Origin of the sequence: Cupriavidus sp. DL-D2, from assembly GCF_039710735.1 — a bacterium.
In the GTDB taxonomy this organism is placed as follows: domain Bacteria; phylum Pseudomonadota; class Gammaproteobacteria; order Burkholderiales; family Burkholderiaceae; genus Cupriavidus.
This window is the reverse complement of sequence record NZ_JBDKXK010000045.1, coordinates 1-21,426: the sequence shown is the minus strand read 5'-3', so window position 1 is coordinate 21,426 and position 21,426 is coordinate 1. Positions and strand designations below refer to the sequence as shown.

The window sequence follows — 21,426 nt, the reverse complement described above, 5'->3', positions numbered from 1 at the left end:
CCACGCACCCGCCAAGCAGCACCGCGCATGCTGCCATCAGCAACGTTAGTTTTTTCATTGTGTTTCTCTTTGTTGTGTGAGGACGCGGCGAGGATAGCTTTAGTGATGGTTTGGGGCTGTAACGAAGTGAAAGGTGCGGGCGTTTGATGTGGTTTGCTCCCCTCTCCCGCAAGGCGGGAGAGGGGCTGGGGGAGAGGGCCAGCCGTGAAAATTGCGATGTGGCCGGCAAGCAGAACTTCCAGCCCTCTCCCCCACCCCTCTCCCACTTCGCGGGAGAGGGGAGCAAACCGAGGGAAAGGAAACAGAATAACTACGGGTTTACCTGTGGTTTTGATATAACCAGAAAAGTCTAAACTCCCTCCCCATGCAAACCAGGCCGATCACCCTTACCGAGCGCGTCATCCAGCAGTTGCGCGCCGAAATAGCCGATGGGACGTTTCCCGTGGGCGAGCGGCTGCCTACGGGCAAGCAGCTTTGCGAGCGCTTTGGCGTCAGTGCTGCGGTGATCCGGGAAGTGACGGAGCATTTGCGTTCGCAGGGCATGATCGAGAGCCGGCAGGGGCTGGGAAGCACCGTGCGGTCGCGGGTCAGCGACAGCGGGTTTCGGCTGGCGGGTGGCACCGATACCACCGACCTTGCCGCAATTTTCGAACTACGAATCGATCTGGAGGGATCGGCGGCGGCCATGGCGGCGCGGCATCGTACCGAGCAGGACGTCACCCGCATGGCCGGGTTGCTGGCCGAACTGGGAACGCACCTCAACGACCCCGAGCAGGGCGTGGAGTCCGATATCCAGTTCCATATCGCCGTCGCCACCGCCACCCACAATCCTTACTACCTGCAGTTGCTCCAATACATGAACCTGCAACTGCATCACGCCGTGCAGACCGCGCGCACCAATTCCAGCAAGCAGCCGGGGCTGCCGCGTCAGGTCCACGCAGAGCACCTGTCGATCTTCCAGGCGATCCGTGACCGCGACGTCGATCTGGCACGCCAGCACACCACGCAGCACCTGCGCAACGCCGCCCTTCGCCTGGGCCTGAACATGCGCGACGCCTGATTTCCGCCGACTTTCCCGTTTTCCTTCTTTTCCCTTGCCGATCATGTCCGATACGAATTTCGCCCAGCGCCTGACCGAAGCCCTTGGACCCGACGTGGTGTCTACCGCCGCCGATGCCGTGGCGCCGTGGTTGTCCGACTGGCGCGGCCTCTACAAGGGCCAGGCCCAGGCCGTGGTGCGCCCGCGCTCGACTGAACAGGTGGCGCAGGCACTGGCGATGTGCCAGCAGGCCGGCGTGCCCGTGGTGCCGCGTGGCGGCAATACCGGCCTGTGTGGCGGCGCGGCGCCCGATGGCAGCCAAACCAACGTGGTCCTGAGCCTCGACCGCATGGACAAGATCCGTTCGATCGACACCATCGCCAATACGATGGTGGCCGAGGCTGGCTGCATCCTGGGCAACCTGCGCCGTGCCGCCGAGGAGAACGACCGGCTGTTCCCGCTCTCGCTGGCGGCCGAGGATTCGTGCCAGATCGGCGGCAATCTCGCCACCAACGCGGGCGGTGTGAACGTAGTGCGCTACGGCATGACGCGCGAACTGGTGCTCGGCGTGGAAGCGGTATTGCCGAACGGCGAGATCTTTCATGGGCTGCGCACGCTGCGCAAGGACAACACCGGCTACGACCTCAAGCAGTTGCTGATCGGCTCCGAGGGCACGCTCGGCATCATCACCGCTGCCGCGCTGCGCCTCTCGCCACGCGCCGATTCGCGCGCCGTGGTGCTTGCCGCCGTGGAATCCTCGCAGCAGGCGCTGCAACTGTATTCGCTGCTGTTCGCCCGTTGCGGCGCACGCTTGCAGGCGTACGAGTTCTTTACCGGCGAGTGCCTGGAACTCGTGCTCAAATATGCCGAAAACGTCCAGGCGCCCTTCCCCGATCGCCATCCGGCCTATGTGCTGCTGGAAATCGCCGATACCGCGTCGGAGGATGTGCTCAACGCGCTGCTGGAATCGGTGATCGGTGAGGCGCTGGAACAGGGGCTCTGCCTCGACGCCGCCGTCTCCGCTTCGCTCGCCCAGTTGCAGGGCCTGTGGAAGCTGCGCGAGGAAATCTCCGAAGCGCAGCGCATGGATGGCCTGCACCTGAAACATGATGTGTCGCTGCCCATCGAGAGTATTCCGGCGTTCATGGAATCGATGGAAGCGCGGCTCAAGGCGCGCCACCCCGGCATCCGCCCGTTTATCTTCGGGCATTTCGGGGATGGCAACCTGCACTACAACCTGTCGCGCCCGCTCGGTGCCGATCCCAAATGGGCGCTGGGCGAAGGCAAGCCCGTCAGCGACGAAGTCATGGAGGAAGTGGCGCGCTACAACGGCAGCATCAGTGCCGAACACGGAATCGGCCAACTCAAGCGCGACGCCTTCCTGACGCTCAAGGACCCGCTCGAACTGCGCCTGATGCGTGCCATCAAGCAAGTGTTCGACCCCAGCGGCATCATGAATCCGGGCAAGCTGCTGTAACGCCGCTTTCCCGCGTTTCAGGCGGGCCACGCCGCTATACTGGGAGCCTTTTCCGGCATGCGGGGGATATCCACCCATCGCATGCCGCTCCCCCACGGTTCCCAGGGTTTCCAAATTGGCTGACCAAGACCTGAGCAAGTTGAAAATCGACCGCAGCGCCATGGCGCCTGCCCCGCGCCGGCGTCGCCGCTGGGTGCGTTACGCGGTCATCGCACTGATCCTGCTGGTCCTGATTGCAGTGGGCCTCAGGCTGACCGGCCCGCAGGCTGTGGAAAGCACCACGATCACGGCGGCCTATCCCTCCCAGAACTACACGATGCTGAACGCCACGGGCTACGTGGTGCCCCAGCGCAAAGCCGCCGTCGCCTCGAAGGCGCAGGGCCGGCTGGAATGGCTCGGCGTGCTGGAAGGCTCCCGCGTGAAGAAGGACGAGATCATTGCCCGCGTGGAAAGCCGCGACGTGGAAGCGTCCGCTGCGCAGGCCCGTGCCCAGGTGCAGGTGGCCGAAGCCAATCTTCAACTGCAGCAGGCCGAACTGCGCGATGCCGAGGTCAATCTGAAGCGCTCGGAAATGCTGCTGGAGCCGAAGGCGATCTCGAGGCAGCAATACGATGCGGATCTGGCGCGCTTCAACAAGGCGCGGGCGTCGATCGGCAACGCGCAGGCGTCCATCACCTCGGCCAAGGCCAATGCCCGTGCGGCAGAAGTCTCCGTGGAACAGACCGTAATCCGCGCACCATTCGACGGCGTGGTCTTGATCCGCCATGCCAACGTGGGCGACAACATTACGCCGTTCTCCGCCGCCGCCGACACCAAGGGTGCCATCGTCACGATTGCCGACATGGATACGCTGGAAGTGGAAGCGGATGTGTCCGAATCGAATATCGCCAGGATCACCGTCGACCAGCCGTGCGAGATCCTGCTCGATGCGCTGCCGAACCTGCGCATGGCCGGTCGCGTGTCGCGCATCGTGCCAACCGTCGACCGCTCCAAGGCCACCGTGCTCGTCAAGGTGCGTTTCGTGGATCGCGATGCGCGCGTGCTGCCCGATATGAGCGCCAAGATCGCGTTCCTGTCGAAGCCGGTGCCGCCCGAGGACAGCAAGCCGCAGACCGCCGTGCAACCTTCGGCCGTGGTCGAGCGCGATGGCAAGCCCGTGGTGTTCCTGATCGCCGACGGCAAGGCCAGGCAGGTGCCGGTGACACGCGGCGCGAAGATCGGCGAACTGGTGGCCGTCCAAGGTGTGAAGGCGGGCGACACCGTGGTGCTGGCGCCCGGCGACAAGCTGGCCGATGGCGCCAAGGTCACCGTGACCAAGAAGTAAGCCATGGCCGAAGCCTCCGCTGTGACCCACCCCGCCCCGCTCGTCTCGATCCGCCACCTCGCCAAGTCGTACCAGCGCGGCGCGCAGACTGTGCCGGTGCTGTCCGATATCTCGCTCGACATCGCCGAGGGAGATTTCATCGCGCTCATGGGGCCGTCCGGTTCGGGCAAGAGCACGCTGCTGAACCTGATCGCCGGCATCGATCGTCCTGACAGTGGCGAGTTGCTGGTGGGCGGCGTCGATATTTCCGAACTGCCCGAGGCATCGCTGGCGGACTGGCGTGCCGCGCACGTCGGCTTCATCTTCCAGTTCTACAACCTGATGCCGGTGCTGACCGCCTATGAAAACGTGGAACTGCCGCTGATGCTGACGCGGCTGGGCCGCGCGGAGCGGCGCGAGCGTGTGGAAATGGTGCTGCGGATGGTCAACTTGGGCGATCGCATGGATCACTATCCGTCGGAACTGTCAGGCGGCCAGCAGCAGCGCGTAGCCATTGCCCGCGCGCTGATTACCGACCCCACGCTGATCGTGGCCGACGAGCCAACCGGCGACCTGGACCGCACCTCTGCCACCGAGATCCTGACGATGCTGCAACGGCTCAACGCAGACGTCGGCAAGACGATCATCATGGTCACGCACGACGCCCACGCCGCCGAAGCCGCCAAATCGCTAGTCCATCTGGAAAAAGGCGAGTTGCTTCAAACCGAGCGCCGCCAACCCGGGCCGCGTGCCTGAGCGTCCCAATCATGTACCTGCCCAAGCTGATCGCCCGCAACGCCATGCGCCACAAGCTGCGCACGGCGCTGACCGTGCTCGGCCTCGTGATTGCGGTGCTGGCCTATGGGCTGCTGCAGACGGTGGTGGATGCCTGGTACGCGGGGGCTTCGGCAGCGTCGAATGCGCGGCTCGTGACGCGCAACGCGATTTCTCTGACGTTTGCGCTGCCGCTGCACTACGAATACCGCATCAAGGGCGTGGATGGTGTGACGCAGGTGGCGCGCTCCAACTGGTTCGGGGGCGTCTATCGCGATCCCAAGAACTTCTTCGCGCAGTTCGCCGTCTCCGACAACTATCTCGATCTTTATCCCGAATTCATCGTCAAGCCAGAGGAACGCGCGGACTACCAGCGCGACCGGCGCGGTGCGCTGATCGGTCGCCAATTGGCCGATTCGTATGGCTTCAAGGTCGGCGACGTCATCCCGATCAAGGGCACAATCTATCCGGGTACGTGGGACTTCGTCGTGCGCGGGATCATGGAGGGGCGGGATGAGTCCACCATCACGCGCCAGATGATCTTCCACTGGGACTACCTCAACGAGACCGTGCGCAAGAAGACCGCGCGGCAGGCGGATCAGGTGGGCGTATTCGTGGTCGGCATCGACAATCCGGACAACGGCGCCGCCATCTCGCGCGCCGTGGACAACGTCTTCAAGAACTCGCTGGCCGAGACGCTGACCGAGACCGAGCAGGCGTTCCAGCTCGGTTTCGTGGCGATGTCCAACCAGATCATCGCGGCGATTCGCGTGGTGTCGTATGTGGTGATCGTGATCGTCATGGCCGTGATGGCCAACGCGATGGCGATGAGCGCCCGCGAGCGCATCACCGAGTACGCCACGCTCAAGGCCCTGGGCTTCGGCTCCGGCTTCCTGTCGCTGCTGGTGTTTGGCGAGTCGATGATCATCAGCATGGTGGGCGGCGCGATTGGGATGTTACTGACGCCACCCGCCGCGAGCTTCTTCAAGCAGGCCGTGGGCGGCGTGTTCCCGGTGTTCACGGTCTCGCACGACACCATGGCGATGCAGGCCGCGTGCGCCGTGGTGGTCGGATTGGCGGCTGCCATCGTACCCGCCGTGCAGGCCGCGCGCGTGCGCATCGTCGAGGGCCTGCGGGCCATCGGGTAAGTCATGGCGATTCCGCTTCACTACATTGCCCGCAACGTCTGGGCCCGCCGCCTGACTACGGCGCTGACGGCCGGCGGACTGGCGCTCGTGGTCTTTGTGTTTGCCACGATGCTAATGCTCGACGCCGGACTCAAGCAGACGCTGGTGACCACGGGCGAGCGCGATAACGTGGTGGTCATCCGCAAGGGCGCCGAGACCGAGATCCAGAGCGCGATTTCCCGCGATCAGGCAGCGGCGCTGGAAATGCATCCCGCCGTAGCGTTGACCACGGAAGGCCGCCCGATGGCTTCGCGTGAAGCCGTGGTGCTGATCTCGCTGACCAAGACCGGCTATACGACCCCGTCGAACGTGATCATCCGGGGCGTGTCGCCGCTCGGCGTGACCATGCGGCCGCAGATCCGGCTGACCGAGGGGCGCGTATTCAAGCCGGGCTCGTCGGAAATCATCGTCGGCAGCAGCATCGCCAAGGGCTACGGCAACGTACGGATTGGCGACCACCTGCGCTTTGCGCAGCGCGACTGGACCGTGGTGGGCCACTTCGATGCAGGCGGCAGCGGCTTCGATTCCGAGATCTGGGGCGACATCGACCAGTTGATGCAGTCGTTCCGTCGCACGAGTTATTCGTCGATGGTGATGCGGCTGTCGAACGCAGACGGTTTCGACAAGTTCCGCGCCGATATCGACGTCGACCCCCGCCTGGCGAACGAGGCCAAGCGCGAGCAGCAGTTCTACAGCGACCAGTCGAAAGCACTGTCCGCGTTCATTAACATCCTGGGCCTGACGCTGACCACGATCTTCTCGGTGGCCGCGATGATCGGCGCGATGATCACGATGTACGCGTCGGTGGCCAACCGCGTTGGCGAGATCGGCACGCTGCGCGCGCTGGGTTTTCAGCGCAATAACGTGCTGATGGCCTTCCTGATCGAAGCGGTGTTGTTGGGACTGGTGGGCGGCATCGCCGGATTGCTGTGCGCTGCGCTGATGCAGTTTGCGTCTTTCTCCACGACGAACTTCCAGACGTTCGCGGATCTGTCGTTCCGCTTTCTGCTGACGCCGGGGATCATCATGAAAACCCTGCTGTTTTCGATGGCGATGGGACTGATTGGCGGGTTCTTGCCTGCGCTCAGGGCATCGAGGCTGAATATTGTGGACGCGTTGCGGGCGCGGTAGCCTGCGTGTCTCTCGCCTGGTGTTGCTCCCCTCTCCCGCAAGGCGGGAGAGGGGCCGGGGGAGAGGGCCAGCGGTGCAAATTTCCAATGGTCGGCAAGCAGAACCTCGCGCCCTCTCCCCCAACCCCTCTCCCATTTCATGGGAGAGGGGAGAAAAAACAATGCGGTATTGCCTACCCCATCACCTCCTCGCATACCTCCAGCCAAGCCCTGGCCGCGTGCGACAAATACCTGCCCGGCGACCAGATATGGGCCAGTGCCCAGTCCATCGTTGGCTCCGCCAGCCGTGCTACAGACAGCTTGTCGCGCGTCTCCAGCCTGGACAACAACGGCTCCGGCAGAAACGTCGTCCCCAGCCCCGCCGCTGCCATCGACGCCAGAAAATCCCAGTGGCCGCTTTGCGCCACCACTTGTGGCTCGATGCGCGCCTCCAGAAACGCCCGCCGCAGCTTGCGCGTCAGCGAGAACTCGTCGGTCAGCATCACGAGAGGCTCGTCGCGCAATGCCTCCAGCGTGACCGTACGGCCGCTGGCCCATCCCGCGCGGGGCGGACCGACAACCCAGATCGGATACTTGGCGAATTGGCGCGTCTCCAGCGCCAGCCCCGTATCGCCGGGCAGCACTGTTGCGCCCACCTCCAGTTCGCCGCTGGCCACCTGCTGCTCCACCACCTGACCGCCGTGCTCGGATAGCGTCAGTTGCAGATTGGGATACCGCTTTCGGAAAGCGCTGACCGCTGGCGAGAAGAACAGGTTGACCATCGGTGGAATGCCAACCGTCAGTTGCCCCCGTCCGAGCGATGACAGATCGGCCACTTCCAGCGTCAGCCGGTGCACAACGCCCAGCGCCTCCTGGCCCCGGTCGTAGACCACCTTGCCCACATCGGTGAGCCGCACCGACTTGCCTTCGCGGATCAGCAACGGCTGGCCAACCTCATCCTCCAGTTGGCGCACCATCTTGCTGATGGTCGATTGCGTCACATAGAGCGACGATGCCGCCTGGGTGAAGCTCTTGAGGCGCGCAGTCTCGACGAAGTAGCGCAAAGCCCGGATGTCGATCGGCATCGCAAAATCTCCATGAAAATTCCGACTGAGGCGCGGAATTTTAAATCATGACGAGAATGTTTGCTGGGCCATTACACTGGCGATCCCTCGCCCCACCATCGCCGGATACGCCGGCGAACACCAACATGGCTAGCAGGCCGCATGCCCAACAGTGGCTGTTTTCGCTGAAGGCATTCGCGGCCGCGATGCTCGCACTCTATATCGCCTTGTGGTTCGGCCTGCCCCGCCCGTACTGGGCCATGGCCACCGTCTATTTCGTCTCGAATCCGCTCACGGGCGCCACACGCTCCAAGGCCGCCTATCGCGTGGCCGGCACGATGCTGGGTGCTACGGCGGCCGTGGTGACGGTGCCCGGACTCGTCGGGATGCCGATCGTCCTCACCGCCGCCATTGGGTTGTGGATCGCGGTGCTGGTCTACCTGTCGCTGCTGCAGCGCTCGCCGCGCAGCTATGTGTTCCTGTTGGCGGCCTACACCTTGCCGATCGTTGCGCTACCCGCCGTGATGCATCCGGGCGACATCTTCGACATCGCCGTGTCGCGGATCGAGGAAATCGTGATTGGCATCGTCTGCGCCGCGCTCGTCCACGGCATCGTCTTCCCGGCCCGGGTGGCGCCCGCGCTGCGTGCCCGCGCACGGCTCTGGCTCGACGACGCAGCGGCGTGGGCCTGCGATATCGCGTTGGCCAACCAGCATGCCGACGTAAGCCGGCACCGGCTGGCAGCGGACATGCTGGCGCTAGACCAGTTGATCGTGCAGCTATCGTTCGATACCGAGAGCCGGCAGACCCACGATCATGCGCGGGCACTGCGTGCGCGGATGTCGGGCCTGATGCCTGTGCTCTCGGCACTGGAAAGCGTGCTGCACGCGATGCGGGCCAAGGGGCGTCATGTCTATCCACAACCTGTTCTGGCCGAAGCCGCGCACCACCTTCAATCCGTTTACGACACGCTGATGAGTCAATGTACCGCGCTGCAATCAGCCATTGGCGACAGAACGGCACCGCGTTCTTACTCGCGCCGCGCCGATGGGGACGAAGATGCCACCGCCCTTCACCACGACCACGTGATGCTGCTGTTCGGATCGATCTCGGCAGGTCTGGCCGTGTTCTGCGCGGGGCTGTTGTGGATTTTCTCGGGATGGGAAGATGGCGGCGGTCCTGTGGCAGTCGCGGCCATCGCCAGTTGTTTCTTTGCCTCGATCGACGAGCCGCGCGCCATGGTCAAGCCGTTTATCCGATGGAGCGCGATCTGTCTGCTGATCTCGTCGTTCTACCTGTTCCTGGTGGTGCCGCTCGCCCAGAGCTTCGAGATGCTGGCCGGCATGCTGGCCGCACCGTACCTCGCCATCGGCATGCTGATTCCACGGCCCGGGTTCCAGTTGATTGCGATGCTGCTGTCGGTCAACACCGCCTCATTCGCAAACGTGCAGAGCGTCTACGATGCCAATCTCGTCGGGCTGTTCAACACGAGCCTGGCAAACGCCGCCGCCATGCTGTTCGCGCCAATGTGGGCGATGCTGGTGCGGCCTTTCGGCGCCCATGTGGCCGCGCGACGGCTGATCCACGCGAGCTGGCGAGACCTGGCTCGTGCCGCCACATGGCGGGTGTCCGACGAGTACACCCGCGCAGGCGCACGCATGCAGGACCGGCTCGGGCAACTGATGCCGCGCCTGGGTGCCAGTGGCGACAAACTCGCTTCGGATGGCTTCACGGAGTTGCAGATTGGCTATTGCACGCTGGCGCTGCAACGTGCCCTGCCCGGTCTGCCCGGCGTCGTACGTAAGCCCGTGCGGCGCGTGCTCAGCATCGTCGCCAGGCATTTCCGGGCGCGCGTGAAAGCGGGCAGCAGTGAGGATGTGCCGGTCTCACCTGACCTGCAGGCGTCGATTCACACCGCGCTGACGGCGCTGGCGAACGTACACGATCGCCACCTGGCCGCCGACGTTCACAGCGCGCTCGTGGTGCTTGGCATCACGATGCATGCACATGAAAAAACCGACTCGATGAAGGCCGTTTAAATCATCACAGGAATGATTTGAGGTGACTACACTGCAGTCCGTGCCGTACCACTCCGATGCGGCATCGCCCACAAGGCGTTCCCTGGGCGGCGCATCCCCCCCATCCCTGCCGATGCGCCGCCCAACCAAACCGTGAAGACTTCCATGCAACACAAGACCAAGACCCTGCTCGCCACCCTGCTGCTGAGCGTCTGCACCGTGGCCGTCGCCAGTACCGGCGCCGCTCCTGAACAAGACGGTATCCCGCGCGACCGCTACAACCACACCCAGCACAACGGCCAGCGCGACGTCTACACCGAAGGCGCGCACGGCATCCGCGAACGCGATGTCTACACCGACGGCGCCTACGGCACCCGCAAACCCGATCCGTACACGGATGGCGCCCGCCTGGCCCGCCCGGCCGACCTGGCCGGGATGGACCTGCGGGGTGTGTCAGCCCAACCGGCCTGACCGCAATACCGGGTTCTCAACAGAGCCCAGCTTCGTTTTTCAGAGACATTGAGACTTGATGCCGCGTCCGGTGACGGACGCCGGTTTTTTGCTTGGGAAATTCAGGCTGCCCCCATCCTCTCCAACTCCTTCCCCAGCCGATCCAGCGTTTGCGCCCAGCCTTCTTCCGCGCCGCGCGTGAAATCGCCCATCGACGGATCGAGCGCGGTGTAGCGCTGGTTCACCGTCATCTCGGTCCCGCCCGCAACGGGCTGGATGCCTACCGTCGTCAGTGCGCTGAACAGTGGTTTGCCTTCGAGCGTGATGACGGCGACGTCGAGCACGAGCCGGGAGTGCGGCACGATTTCGACATAGTGGCCACGCAGCCATTGGTCATACGTGCCATCGTCGGACTTCATGCGTAGCTCGAACTTGCCGCCTGGACGGAATTCCACTTCGCATTCGGGGATGGTGAAGCCATGCGGTGAGAACCAGCGGCTCAGGTGCTCGGCGGCGCTCCATGCCTTGAACACGAGTTCGGGCGGCGCGTTGAACGTACGGGATACGTCGAGCGACTGCCGGGGAGTCGATTCATTTGCGGTGGCCATCGGGGGCTGTCTCCTTTTTCATCGTTTCGAGGTAATCGCCGAGGCGATCGAAGCGGGCTTCCCATTCTGCGCGGCGGGCGCTTAGCCATTGCTGGGCATCGCCAAATGCCTCCGGCGCGATGCGGCAGGTGCGCACGCGCCCTACCTTCTCGGTTGTCACCAACCCGGCCTGCTCCAGCACGCCGAGGTGCTGCATCACTGCAGGCAGCGACATCGCCAGCGGCCGCGCCAGTTCCGCCACGGACTGCGGGCCGCGCGTCAACTGCATCAGCATCGTGCGGCGCGAGCTGTCGGCCAACGCCTTGAATGTGGCGTCAAGAGGATCGGTGGAATCGGAATAGTTAAGCATGTTCTTTAGTATAGAAATGCCCGATGGTTAAGCAAGAACTTTAGTGTTAAGCGGGGTGGGGAGGAGAGGTTACCGCTGCATCGCGGCGATGCGGGCCATCACGGCCGGCAGTTCGGGGGGCGTTTCAAGCTGGTCGATCAGCCACTGCACGGCGTCGGCGAGTCTGTTGGGATCGTAGTCCGCGGCAAAGCTGTGGAGCGTGGCACCGTGGAGGACGAGCCGCAGGGCGAGCAGTTCCGGCTCCGGCACGCCTTTCGGGTCCTGCCCAAAGAGTCGCTCGGGCACGGCGGCGAGCAACGGACCCACGGAGTCGGCCAGTCGCTCGTCGCCCCGTGCGGCCATCCAGACTTCCAGGATGGCCAGCGAGGTATGTCGATGGCGACGATGGACCAGCGTATGGAGCATCAGGTGCATCCGCACACGGGCCGGCATCGGCCCCAGCGCGTCGAGCTTGCCGGCTTCGGTGTCGATCAGCGATGCCACCATCGCAGGCAACAGGTCATAGCGGCCGTCCGGAAACTGGTGTCGCAACGAGCCCCGGCTGATCCCGGCGATCTCGCAGACACGCGCCTCACCGAACGCGGCATAGCCTTGCTCGATCAGCAATGTGGTGGCGGCATCGATCAATGTCTGCCGGGTGGATGCGCTACGTTCTGCTTGAGTGGCCATGGCGCGATTGTAACGAGAACGTCATGGCGCCGGGTTGAGGGTTCAACGAATGAGAAAGGGGCAGAGCGTCGTCCTGGACGGCCTGCCTCCTCATGTCCACCGGCTCGCAGACTCAGTTTGCGCCGACCTTCTGCACCGGCGGCGGCGACCACGTGTTCTGCAGGATCTCAGCCTTGGGCCAGTAGGCCCGGATGAACAGTTCGAAGTCGCCCGCTGGCGCCGGCAGCCAGTTCGCCACCTTGTCCGCCGCCGGCCGCTTGTTCTGGACGTACAGCGTCAGCGAGCCATCCTGGTTGTAGACGAGGTCCTTGTTCTTGGTGCCGAGCGAGTAGCGCTTGATCTCGTTCGGTGCAAAGAAGTGGGCAGCATCGTAGAGCGTCAGCGACCAAAACCCATTCACGGGTGGCAAGCCACCTTTCGGGAAGGTGATCGTATAGGCGTTTGCGCCGTTCAGCCGCGCTTTGCCAGCGTCGTACTCCTGTCCGAAATAGGCTGACTCCCTGCGCGGATTGACGAAGATGTTGGCCTTGGCCGCCGCCGCGCGGCTGTAGTAATCCGTGCCGAACTCCGCTCCGTTCATCGGCGCCACCCAGTCGTTGCCCACCGGCACGCCCGCGCGGGAGTACTGGTGCATCTCGGTCATCATTTCCTTGTCGGCCTCGACAGCAGCCTGCGCCAGGGTGTCGGCCACGGCCGGGTCCCTGGCAGCGGCGTCGAGCAGCGACTGGAACCATGCGTACAGCGCTTCCTCGCCGCGCTGCGGCGGCACCTCCTTCATGATGGCCGGCAGTTCCTTGAAGAACGCCTCGGGCTTGACCCACTGGGTCTCGGCACCGCTGCCCTGCTTGCCGCCTGCCGGATCGGACAGTTTCGGAATCTTCGACCAGTCCTTGGTCTTCATCTTGCCGTCGTACTCGCTGAGCGGATAGGCCACGATCTGGCTGACCACGGGCTGCACGGCCTTGCGATCCGCGGCGGTATCGTCGAGAAAGGCGCGCGGGATGATGTACGCGATGTTGGTCGGCGATCGGTACACGCCCTTGATGCCCTTGGGCGTCGCGCCCTTCCAGTTCGGCCCCACCACCATATAGAAGCCGGGTTTGGTGCCGTACATCCGGCCTGCGCCGCCCAGGGTATCGGTACGCTGGTCGCCCAGTTGGTAGACCCAGAATCTGTTGCCGAAGTCAGGCACCTGGAACACCACCGGCTCCTTTGCCAGGGAGAGGATGCCGAAACCGTAGACCACGTCCTGGTTCGGCGTGGCCACGGCGCGCTCTTCCGGCTGGATGTAGTCGGTCAGCATGGTGAGCCGGTTCAGCGGCGCCACGGGCAGCACGCCATCGCCCAGCCCGTTCTCCGGCACCTTGGAAAACACCATGTGCCGGTTGTGGATGTTGACCATCGGCCAGCCCCAGATGTACGCCATCTTGGCCAGGTTACGTACGTAGCTCTGCGGCAACTGCGTGCCGGCTACCGGGCCGGGCGGGAGTTTGGACGACGCATCGCCAGCGGCGGACGGGGCAGACCACGCCGGGACAGACAAGGTCAACAGGAGCGCCGTGGTAGCGAGGATGGTTCGGGAATTCAGGGAGGCCATCTGGGAGTCATGGGTAGAGGAAGACACGTCATGCTCCCCCGCTCCCATCTCGATCGGAATTCAATTCTTTTGTGGCGCGGTGTAAATCCGTTCGCGGGAGTCGCCTCCGATCAGCGGATGAATTGTTCGCGTGGCGGGTTGCTGTTTCCTTGATCCGGCGTGTGGCGCTTTCGCCTCCGGAATGGCCGCCCCGCGTGCAGCGGTGCGGGAAAGGGCGTATTCTCACGACCTTGTCATTCCCGCGTCGCAGGCGTAGTGTTTTGCATCGCCTGGCGCTCCGGGGTGCCCCGAGCCGCCCCACCCTGATTGTTGAAGGATGAACCAGAAATCCCCCAAATTCCCGGATGAACCGCCGTTGCCGGCCACCTGGGATGCCCGCCTTGCCCGCCATCTGGTGCGGCCTCTCAAGAACACCCGTGTCACCCCGAACCACCTCACCACCCTGCGCCTGCTGATTGGCGTGGCTGGCGTCGCCTGTATCGCACAGGGCGGCTACGCGTGGACGAACTGGGGGGCGCTGCTCGTGGTGCTATCCAATTTTGTCGACCATACCGATGGCGAACTGGCGCGGATCAGCGGCAAGGGCAGCAAGCTCGGCCACTTCTACGACCTGGCCGCCGATGCGCTGGTGACGGTGCTGCTGTTCGTCAGCTTCGGGCTGGCCGTTGCCAATACCACTGCCGAGGCAGCTGGCGCGCTGGGTCCGAGTTTCGGTCCAGTCCTGCGCGGCACCGTGGCCGGCCTGGCCGTGGCGCTGATCTTCTTCCTGCGCATGCGTATAGAATCGCGGGTTGGCAAGAGCGGCACGAAGCAGGCATCGGCGGCCGGTTTCGAGACGGAAGACGTGCTGTACCTGCTGCCGCTGGTCACGCTGACCAACGGCATCGGCCCGTTCCTGACTGCCGCGTCGATTGGCGCCCCGTTGTTTGCCTTGCTGGTCATCATCGACTACTGGCGCATCATGCGCCGGCCCGTTTCCACGACGACGGACCACTGACGCGGCCCCCTGAAATACCGAGATTCCCCGAGATCCCATGAGCGAGCACGCCACCAGCGACCTGACCCTTGCCGCCACGGCCAGCCATGCGAAAACGCCGGCTACCCACGCCACACTCCCCGGCCGGCCCGATGCCGCCGTGGCACGTGTGACCAGCCAGCTTGACACCCCGGCGCTGCGCGCCGACTTCGAGCGCCAGGGCGCCTTCCTCTACCTGGACAAGTTCCTGGCCCCCGAGGAGACCGCCCAGCTGGTGGCGCTGGCCCGCGCAATGCAGCCGGGCCTGAACCGCAACTACCTGCCCGGCCACAAGCAGGGCGGCAGCGTCAGCCGCCATACCATCGACGAGCAGGCGCCGTTCATCGCCGAGTTGTACCGTTCGAAAGCGCTGATCCACTGGCTCGAACAGATCAGTGGCGACAAGTTGCAGGTCTGCCCTGATGCAGACCCCCACGCCTACGCGCTCTATTACTACACGCGCCCTGGCGACCATATCGGCTGGCACTACGACACGTCCTATTACGATGGCCGCCGCTACACGCTGCTGATCGGCGTGCTGGACGAATCCTCCTGCCGGCTCGACTACGAGTTGCACACGCGCAATCCCGATATTGCCGACGAGCCGGGCTCGGTGCAGATCCCGCCGGGCGGCATCGTGCTGTTCGACGGCGACAAGCTGCGCCACCGCATCACCCCGGCCGGCCCGAACGAGATCCGTGTCTCGCTGACGTTCGAATATGTGACCGATCCGGGCATGCGCCCGTGGCTGCGCTTTATCTCCAACATGAAAGACGCGGTGGCCTACTTCGGCTTCCGCCAGGTGTTCCGACGCCTGCTGGGTGGGAAGTAACCGGTCGTGAGTCGTGCTGCTTTCCTCCTGCTGTCGATAGGCGCGGCGCTGTTTGTCGGCCTGCTGGCCTGGCAGGGCTTTGGCGCGGTGACCACCACGCTGATGTCCGCCGGCTGGGGGCTGGCCGTGGTGGCCGCGTTCCATCTGGTGCCGCTGGTGCTGGATGCCGGCGCTATCGCTGTGCTGCTGGACCGCAAGACGCGCCACGGCTCGTTCTGCAGCGCGCTCAAGGCCCGTTGGACCGGCGAAGCGGTGAACAGCCTGCTGCCGGCCGGCCAGATTGGCGGTCCGGTGCTGATGGTGCGCTACCTGTCGCATCGCGGCGCCCGGATGCGCGATGCTGCCGCCGCCATCACCGTCAGCACCACCACGCAGGCGCTCTCGCAAATGCTGTTCGCGCTGCTGGGGATCGTTGTCTTTGGCGCCCAGGGCGACCTGTCCGGCTACCAGACGCCAATCATCGCGGTCACCGTGGTTCTGGCGGCCTGCGTGCTGGCCTTCTGCGTGCTGCAACGGCGTGGCATGTTTGGCCGCGTGATGCGCATCGGCCAAAAGCTGTTCGGCAAACGCAAGGCCGCCGAAGACGGCCACGCAGGCGCGGGTCGCTGGGCCGGTCTGGCGCTGCGAGCCGACGCCGTGGACAGTGCGATTCGGGAACTCTATCGCGATCGCAAAAAGGTGGCCGCGAGTTTCGGGCTTAACCTGCTCGGCTGGATCGCCGGTACCGGCGAGGTCTGGCTGATCATGCATTTCCTCGGCCATCCGGTGAGCTGGGCCGAGGCATTGCTGCTGGAAAGCGTGGGTCAGGCCATTCGCGGTGCCGCCTTTGCCATTCCGGGCTCGCTCGGCGCACAGGAAGGCGGCTACCTGCTGCTGGCCCCGCTCGTGGGCCTGCCCCCGGACGCCGCGCTGGCCCTGTCGCTGGCCAAGCGCGTGCGCGAATTGATACTCGGCATCCCCGGGTTGGTGTACCTGCATTTCAGTGAACGGAAGTACCAGCGCCGCCGTGCCGCCACCACGGCACTACAAGGGTCAGACTGACACGATTGGGCCCGTCCCTTAAACATTGAGAAAAATACGATGCGCGCAATCATTCTCGCTGCCGGCCTCGGCCTGCGGCTGCAACAACAGCAAGGCAAGCAGTTTCCGAAGTGCCTGTTGCGCTTCGATGGCATGACGTTGCTGGAGCGTCACCTGCGTCTGCTCGATGCCGCCGGCGTCAAGGAAGTGGTACTGGCCCTCGGCTTCGAGCCGCAACAGGTGCAGGACGAACTGGCCAGCCTGGGCCGCGACCTCGAAATCGTGATCAACCCGCGCTACGACCTGGGCAGCGTGCTGACCGTACACACCGTGGCCGACGCCATGACGCGCGGCGGCGACGTGCTGCTGATGGATGCCGATGTGCTCTATGACGAGCGCATCATGAGCAAGCTGGTGGCTGGCGAGACCGTCAACCGCCTGCTGATCGACCGCGACTTCGAAGCCGGCGACGAGCCCGTGAAGCTCTGCCTGCGCGACGGCGTGCCCGTGGAACTGCGCAAGCAGCTGATGGCCGATCTGCAATACGACACCATCGGCGAATCGGTAGGTTTCTTCCGTTTCAAGGAAGACTGCGCGCGCCGCCTGGCCGAGATCGTCAAGGGTTATGTCGATTCGGGCCGCGCCAACATGCCGCACGAAGAAGCCGTGCGCGACCTGCTGCTCGAGCAATCCCACGTATTTGATACGGCCGACGTGACCGGCGCCCCGTGGATCGAAATCGATTTCCCGGGCGACGTCGCACGCGCCGCTGAAGAAGTCCTGCCCCAACTTCTGCCTGTAGGAATCGCACAATGAACGCCATCGACCCGAACCTGCTTGCCTCGTCCAATGCCACGCCGCTGTCGCGCGCGGCGCGTCTGCGTCAGATGCTGACGTCGAACGAACTGGAATTCATCATGGAAGCCCACAACGGCCTGTCCGCGCGCATCGTGCGCGAGGCCGGCTTCAAGGGCATCTGGGCATCCGGCCTGGCCATCTCGGCCCAGTTCGGCGTGCGGGACAACAACGAAGCCAGCTGGACCCAGGTTGTTGACAACCTCGAATTCATGGCCGACGCCAGCGACCTGCCCATCCTGCTCGATGGCGACACCGGCTACGGCAATTTCAACAACATGCGCCGCCTGGTGCGCAAGCTGGAGCAGCGCGGCATTGCCGGTGTCTGCATCGAGGACAAGATTTTCCCGAAGACCAACAGCTTCATCGGCGGCGAGCAACAGCCGCTGGCCGATGTGGACGAGTTCTGCGGCAAGATCAAGGCCGGCAAGGATTCCCAGGCCGATGACGATTTCTCGATCGTGGCCCGTGTGGAAGCGCTGATCGCCGGCTGGGGCATGGAAGAAGCCCTGCGCCGCGCCGAGGCGTACCACGAGGCCGGCGCAGACGCGATCCTGATCCACAGCAAGCTGTCGAAGGCCGACGAGATCGTCACCTTCGCCCGCGAATGGGCTGGCCGCAGCCCGCTGGTGATCGTGCCGACCAAGTACTACAGCACGCCGACCGATGTCTTCCGCAAGGCGGGTATCAGCCTGATCATCTGGGCCAACCATTTGATTCGCGTGGCGGCATCGAGCATGCAAGCCGTGGCCAAGGACATCTACGAGAACGAGACGCTGGTCAACGTGGAAGACCGCATCGCCACCGTCAACGAAATCTTCCGTCTGCAGGATGCCGACGAGTATTCGGCGGCCGAGAAGATCTACCTGACTGGCGGCCAGGCGCCCGGCGCGGCCGTGGTGCTGGCGGCAGGCCGCAGCAAGGGTCTGGAAGCGCTGACCGAGGACAAGCCCAAGGTCATGCTGCCGGTAGCCGGCAAGCCGCTGCTGCGCTGGCTGGTGGATGGCTTCAAGAACCAGGGTATCAACGACATCACCGTGGTGGGCGGCTACAAGGCCGAGGCCATCGACGCCGCCGGCATCACGCTGGTGCGCAACGACCGCTACACCGAGACCGGCGAACTGGCCTCGCTGGCCTGCGCGGCGGATTCGCTCAAGACCGACACCGTGATCGCCTACGGCGACCTGCTGTTCCGCAGCTACATCCTGCGCGATCTGATGGATACCGAGGCGCTGTTCAGCGTAGTGGTGGATTCGTCGGAATCGCCGTCGAACCAGAGCGTTCGCGACTTTGCATGGTGCTCGGCTGGCGACGACCGCGACCTGTTCGGCCAGAAGGTCACACTGAAGAAGATTGCCGACGAGGTGCCGGCTGGCGATGCGCCCAACGGCCGCTGGATCGGCCTGCTGAACGTGCGTGGCGAAGGCCGCGTGCGTCTGCAGAAGCTGCTGGGCGAACTGCGCCAGCGCGCCGATTTCGACAAGCTCGACCTGCCTGACCTGCTCAACGCGCTGGTGGCTGCGGGCGAGGAAGTCGAGGTCAAGTACGTGCACGGCCACTGGCGCGGTGTGAATGACCTGGACGACTTCCGTCGCGCCGGTGACTTCGCGCACACGCAGACGCCGTACGCACTGGGCAACAACGCCGGCGAGGCGGCCCGATGATCGAGGCAGTCCAGTTTGTGGAAGCCGCGCGAGAGCGCGGTTTTTCGTGGTACGCGGGCGTGCCCTGCTCGTACCTGACGCCGTTCATCAACTACGTGGTGCAGGATGACTCGCTGCACTACGTCTCCGCCGCCAACGAGGGCGATGCCGTGGCGTTTATCGCCGGGGTGACCCAGGGCGCCCGCGACGGTGTGCGCGGCATCACGATGATGCAGAACTCGGGACTCGGCAATGCGGTGAGTCCGCTGACATCGCTGACGTGGACGTTCCGGCTGCCGCAGTTGCTGATCGTGACGTGGCGCGGCCAGCCGGGCGGCGCCTCGGACGAACCGCAGCACGCGCTGATGGGTCCGATCACGCCGGCCATGCTCGACACCATGGACATTCCGTGGGAGCTGTTCCCGACTGAAGCCGATGCCGTGGGTCCCGCGCTGGACCGTGCCATCGCCCATATGGACGCCACCGGTCGGCCGTACGCGCTGATCATGCAAAAAGGCAGCGTCGCGCCCTACCCGCTCAACGCCCAGACACCGCCCGTGGCCCGTGCCCGCGCGACGCCGCAGGTGTCGAACACCGGCGCCGCCGAACTGCCGAGCCGTCAGCAGGCGTTGCAACGCGTGATCGCGCATACGCCGCTGGCATCGACGGTCGTGGTCGCCTCCACCGGTTTCTGCGGACGCGAACTCTATGCGCTCGACGACCGGCCCAACCAGCTTTACATGGTGGGCTCGATGGGCTGCCTGACGCCGTTCGCGCTGGGTCTCGCCATGGCGCGTCCGGACCTGAAAGTTGTGGCCGTGGATGGTGATGGCGCCGCGCTGATGCGCATGGGCGTGTTCGCCACGCTGGGCGCCTACGGCCCGGCCAACCTGACGCACGTGCTGCTGGACAACAACGCGCACGATTCGACGGGTGGGCAGGCGACTGTCTCGCACAATGTATCGTTTGCGGGTGTAGCGGCGGCTTGCGGCTACGCATCGGCCATCGAGGGCGACAACCTTGCCATGCTCGATACGGTGCTGGCGAACGCGGCAACCGCCACATCGGGACCGAATTTCGTGTGCCTGAAAACGCGTCCCGGCTCTCCCGATGGCCTGCCGCGCCCATCGGTCACGCCGGTGCAGGTGCGCACCCGCCTGGCGCACCAGATCGGCGCGGATCTGGGTACGACCGAACACGCCTGAACAAGTCTGAACCCGTCTGAAAGATTGAGGAATCGCATGCTGCTGCTGAACCCGGGCCCCGTGACGCTGACTGAGCGCGTCCGCCAGAGCCTGCTGCAAACCGACCTGTGCCACCGCGAAAGCGAGTTCTTCGACTTGCAGGACGAAGCGCGCCAGCGGCTGGTGGGGGTCTATGATCTCGATCCGGCCCAGTGGACGGCCGTGCTGATGACCGGCTCCGGCACTGCCGCGCTGGAAAGCATGATTGCGGGTCTGGTGCCGGCACAGGGCAAGCTGCTGATCGTGCAGAACGGCGTCTACGGCGAGCGTATCGCGCAGATCTCCGCGCAATACGGCATCGCCCATACCGTGGTGAAGCATGAGTGGATGGAAGCGCCGGATCTGGCCCGCATCGACGCGGCGCTGGCCGCCGATCCCGCCCTCACACACGTAGCGGTGATCCACCACGAAACGACCACGGGACGCCTGAACGACATTCCGGCGATCGATGCGCTGTGCCAGAAGCACGGAAAGCGTCTGTTGCTCGACGGTGTGAGCAGCTTTGGCGCGGAAGCGATCGATTTCAGCGGCAATATCGACGCCGTGGCCGCCACGGCCAACAAGTGCCTGCACGGCGTGCCCGGCGCGGCCTTCGTGGTCACACGCCGCACGGCACTCGCCAACGCGGCCAGCCGCACCTATTACCTCGATATCGCCCGCCTGGCCAAACTCCAGGACCAGCGCAACACGCCATTCACGCCGTCCGTGCACGCGTACTACGCACTGGTGGAAGCGCTGCGCGAGCATCAGGAAGAAGGCGGCTGGCAAGGCCGCCACCAGCGCTACGCCGCATTGGCCGAGGAAGTCCGTTCGGGTCTGGCTGCGCTGGGCATCGACGCGCTGTGGCCGCCCACGCAATCGTCAGTGGTGCTGCGCGCGTACAAGCTGCCCGAGGGCGTGAGCTACGAGCAATTGCACGACGGGCTGAAGGCGCGCGGATTCGTGATCTATGCCGGCCAGGGCGGCTTGTCGTCGCAGCTGTTCCGGATTTCGACAATGGGGGCGCTGCAGGCTGCGGATATGCATCGGCTGGTGGCGGGGTTCAGGGAGTTGGTGGGGAAGTAATCTCGCTCTCCCGTTGGGTTCGCTCCCCTCTCCCGCACGGCGGGAGAGGGGCTGGGGGAGAGGGCAAGACGCCCTGCTTGCCGACCACATCGCAATTTGCACCGCCGC

At 64.7% G+C, this 21,426-nt stretch carries 20 protein-coding genes; 15 read left to right on the top strand and 5 right to left on the bottom strand.

Annotated features, from left to right (window positions below; all coding sequences use genetic code 11):
* Positions 1-364 precede the first annotated feature (364 nt).
* From ABDB81_RS21160 to ABDB81_RS21135, 6 genes are all read left to right on the top strand, one after another.
* Entirely contained in the window at positions 365-1,060 is a 696-nt protein-coding gene (locus ABDB81_RS21160; protein WP_346813426.1) for a FadR/GntR family transcriptional regulator, read from the top strand.
* Between the two features lie 43 nt (positions 1,061-1,103).
* Positions 1,104-2,516 (top strand): FAD-binding oxidoreductase, encoded by a 1,413-nt coding sequence (locus tag ABDB81_RS21155; RefSeq protein ID WP_346813424.1) that lies wholly within the window; start codon positions 1,104-1,106, stop codon positions 2,514-2,516.
* Between the two features lie 115 nt (positions 2,517-2,631).
* Positions 2,632-3,840 carry an efflux RND transporter periplasmic adaptor subunit gene (locus ABDB81_RS21150; RefSeq protein ID WP_346813422.1) on the top strand — a complete coding sequence of 403 codons (1,209 nt, stop codon included), beginning with the start codon at positions 2,632-2,634 and terminating at the stop codon, positions 3,838-3,840.
* Positions 3,841-3,843: 3 nt separating this feature from the next.
* Positions 3,844-4,575: an ABC transporter ATP-binding protein gene (locus ABDB81_RS21145; RefSeq protein WP_137924697.1), complete on the top strand. Its 732-nt coding sequence runs from the start codon at positions 3,844-3,846 to the stop codon at positions 4,573-4,575.
* An 11-nt stretch (positions 4,576-4,586) separates the two neighbouring features.
* Complete coding sequence (locus ABDB81_RS21140) at positions 4,587-5,741, top strand: ABC transporter permease (RefSeq protein WP_346813420.1); 1,155 nt, start codon at positions 4,587-4,589, stop codon at positions 5,739-5,741.
* Positions 5,742-5,744: 3 nt separating this feature from the next.
* Positions 5,745-6,911: an ABC transporter permease gene (locus ABDB81_RS21135; RefSeq protein ID WP_346813419.1), complete on the top strand. Its 1,167-nt coding sequence runs from the start codon at positions 5,745-5,747 to the stop codon at positions 6,909-6,911.
* A gap of 172 nt (positions 6,912-7,083) precedes the next feature.
* Here the strand turns inward: ABDB81_RS21135 and ABDB81_RS21130 are convergent, their stop codons facing one another.
* On the bottom strand, positions 7,084-7,974 hold the full coding sequence (locus tag ABDB81_RS21130) for a LysR substrate-binding domain-containing protein (RefSeq protein ID WP_346813417.1): 891 nt from the start codon (positions 7,972-7,974) through the stop codon (positions 7,084-7,086).
* 125 nt (positions 7,975-8,099) lie between these two features.
* Between ABDB81_RS21130 and ABDB81_RS21125 the strand changes: the two genes are divergently transcribed.
* Positions 8,100-9,992: an FUSC family protein gene (locus tag ABDB81_RS21125; RefSeq protein ID WP_346813415.1), complete on the top strand. Its 1,893-nt coding sequence runs from the start codon at positions 8,100-8,102 to the stop codon at positions 9,990-9,992.
* 144 nt (positions 9,993-10,136) lie between these two features.
* The gene (locus tag ABDB81_RS21120; protein ID WP_237380277.1) at positions 10,137-10,442 is read left to right on the top strand and encodes a hypothetical protein; all 306 of its coding nucleotides are present in this window, start codon (positions 10,137-10,139) and stop codon (positions 10,440-10,442) included.
* 101 nt (positions 10,443-10,543) lie between these two features.
* Here ABDB81_RS21120 and ABDB81_RS21115 read toward each other — a convergent pair whose 3' ends face one another.
* The 4 genes from ABDB81_RS21115 to ABDB81_RS21100 form a co-directional block, all read right to left on the bottom strand.
* Complete coding sequence (locus tag ABDB81_RS21115; protein WP_346813413.1) at positions 10,544-11,029, bottom strand: SRPBCC domain-containing protein; 486 nt, start codon at positions 11,027-11,029, stop codon at positions 10,544-10,546.
* On the bottom strand, positions 11,013-11,378 hold the full coding sequence (locus ABDB81_RS21110; RefSeq protein ID WP_346813411.1) for a metalloregulator ArsR/SmtB family transcription factor: 366 nt from the start codon (positions 11,376-11,378) through the stop codon (positions 11,013-11,015). Before ABDB81_RS21110 ends, ABDB81_RS21115 begins: the two co-directional genes overlap by 17 nt.
* A gap of 69 nt (positions 11,379-11,447) precedes the next feature.
* Entirely contained in the window at positions 11,448-12,047 is a 600-nt protein-coding gene (locus ABDB81_RS21105) for a TetR/AcrR family transcriptional regulator (RefSeq protein WP_346813410.1), read from the bottom strand.
* A gap of 112 nt (positions 12,048-12,159) precedes the next feature.
* A complete protein-coding gene (locus ABDB81_RS21100; RefSeq protein ID WP_346813408.1) occupies positions 12,160-13,671 on the bottom strand; it encodes a DUF1254 domain-containing protein in 1,512 nt (503 codons plus the stop codon).
* A 289-nt stretch (positions 13,672-13,960) separates the two neighbouring features.
* On the opposite strand from ABDB81_RS21100, the gene ABDB81_RS21095 reads away from it, so the two are divergent.
* From ABDB81_RS21095 to ABDB81_RS21065, 7 genes are read left to right on the top strand one after another with little or no spacing between them, the layout of a single operon-like run.
* Entirely contained in the window at positions 13,961-14,641 is a 681-nt protein-coding gene (locus ABDB81_RS21095) for a CDP-alcohol phosphatidyltransferase family protein (RefSeq protein ID WP_137924687.1), read from the top strand.
* A 37-nt stretch (positions 14,642-14,678) separates the two neighbouring features.
* The gene (locus ABDB81_RS21090; RefSeq protein WP_346813406.1) at positions 14,679-15,491 is read left to right on the top strand and encodes a 2OG-Fe(II) oxygenase; all 813 of its coding nucleotides are present in this window, start codon (positions 14,679-14,681) and stop codon (positions 15,489-15,491) included.
* Between the two features lie 6 nt (positions 15,492-15,497).
* A complete protein-coding gene (locus tag ABDB81_RS21085) occupies positions 15,498-16,532 on the top strand; it encodes a flippase-like domain-containing protein (RefSeq protein ID WP_137924685.1) in 1,035 nt (344 codons plus the stop codon).
* A 39-nt stretch (positions 16,533-16,571) separates the two neighbouring features.
* Entirely contained in the window at positions 16,572-17,327 is a 756-nt protein-coding gene (locus ABDB81_RS21080) for a phosphocholine cytidylyltransferase family protein (RefSeq protein ID WP_160472322.1), read from the top strand.
* Entirely contained in the window at positions 17,324-19,030 is a 1,707-nt protein-coding gene (gene aepX / locus ABDB81_RS21075; protein ID WP_346813403.1) for a phosphoenolpyruvate mutase, read from the top strand. The genes ABDB81_RS21080 and aepX overlap by 4 nt, the downstream gene beginning before the upstream one ends.
* Positions 19,027-20,214, top strand: a complete 1,188-nt coding sequence (gene aepY, locus ABDB81_RS21070) for a phosphonopyruvate decarboxylase (RefSeq protein ID WP_137924682.1) — start codon at positions 19,027-19,029, stop codon at positions 20,212-20,214. Before aepX ends, aepY begins: the two co-directional genes overlap by 4 nt.
* A 36-nt stretch (positions 20,215-20,250) precedes the next feature.
* Entirely contained in the window at positions 20,251-21,318 is a 1,068-nt protein-coding gene (locus ABDB81_RS21065) for a 2-aminoethylphosphonate aminotransferase (protein WP_346813401.1), read from the top strand.
* The last annotated feature ends 108 nt before the right edge of the window (positions 21,319-21,426 follow it).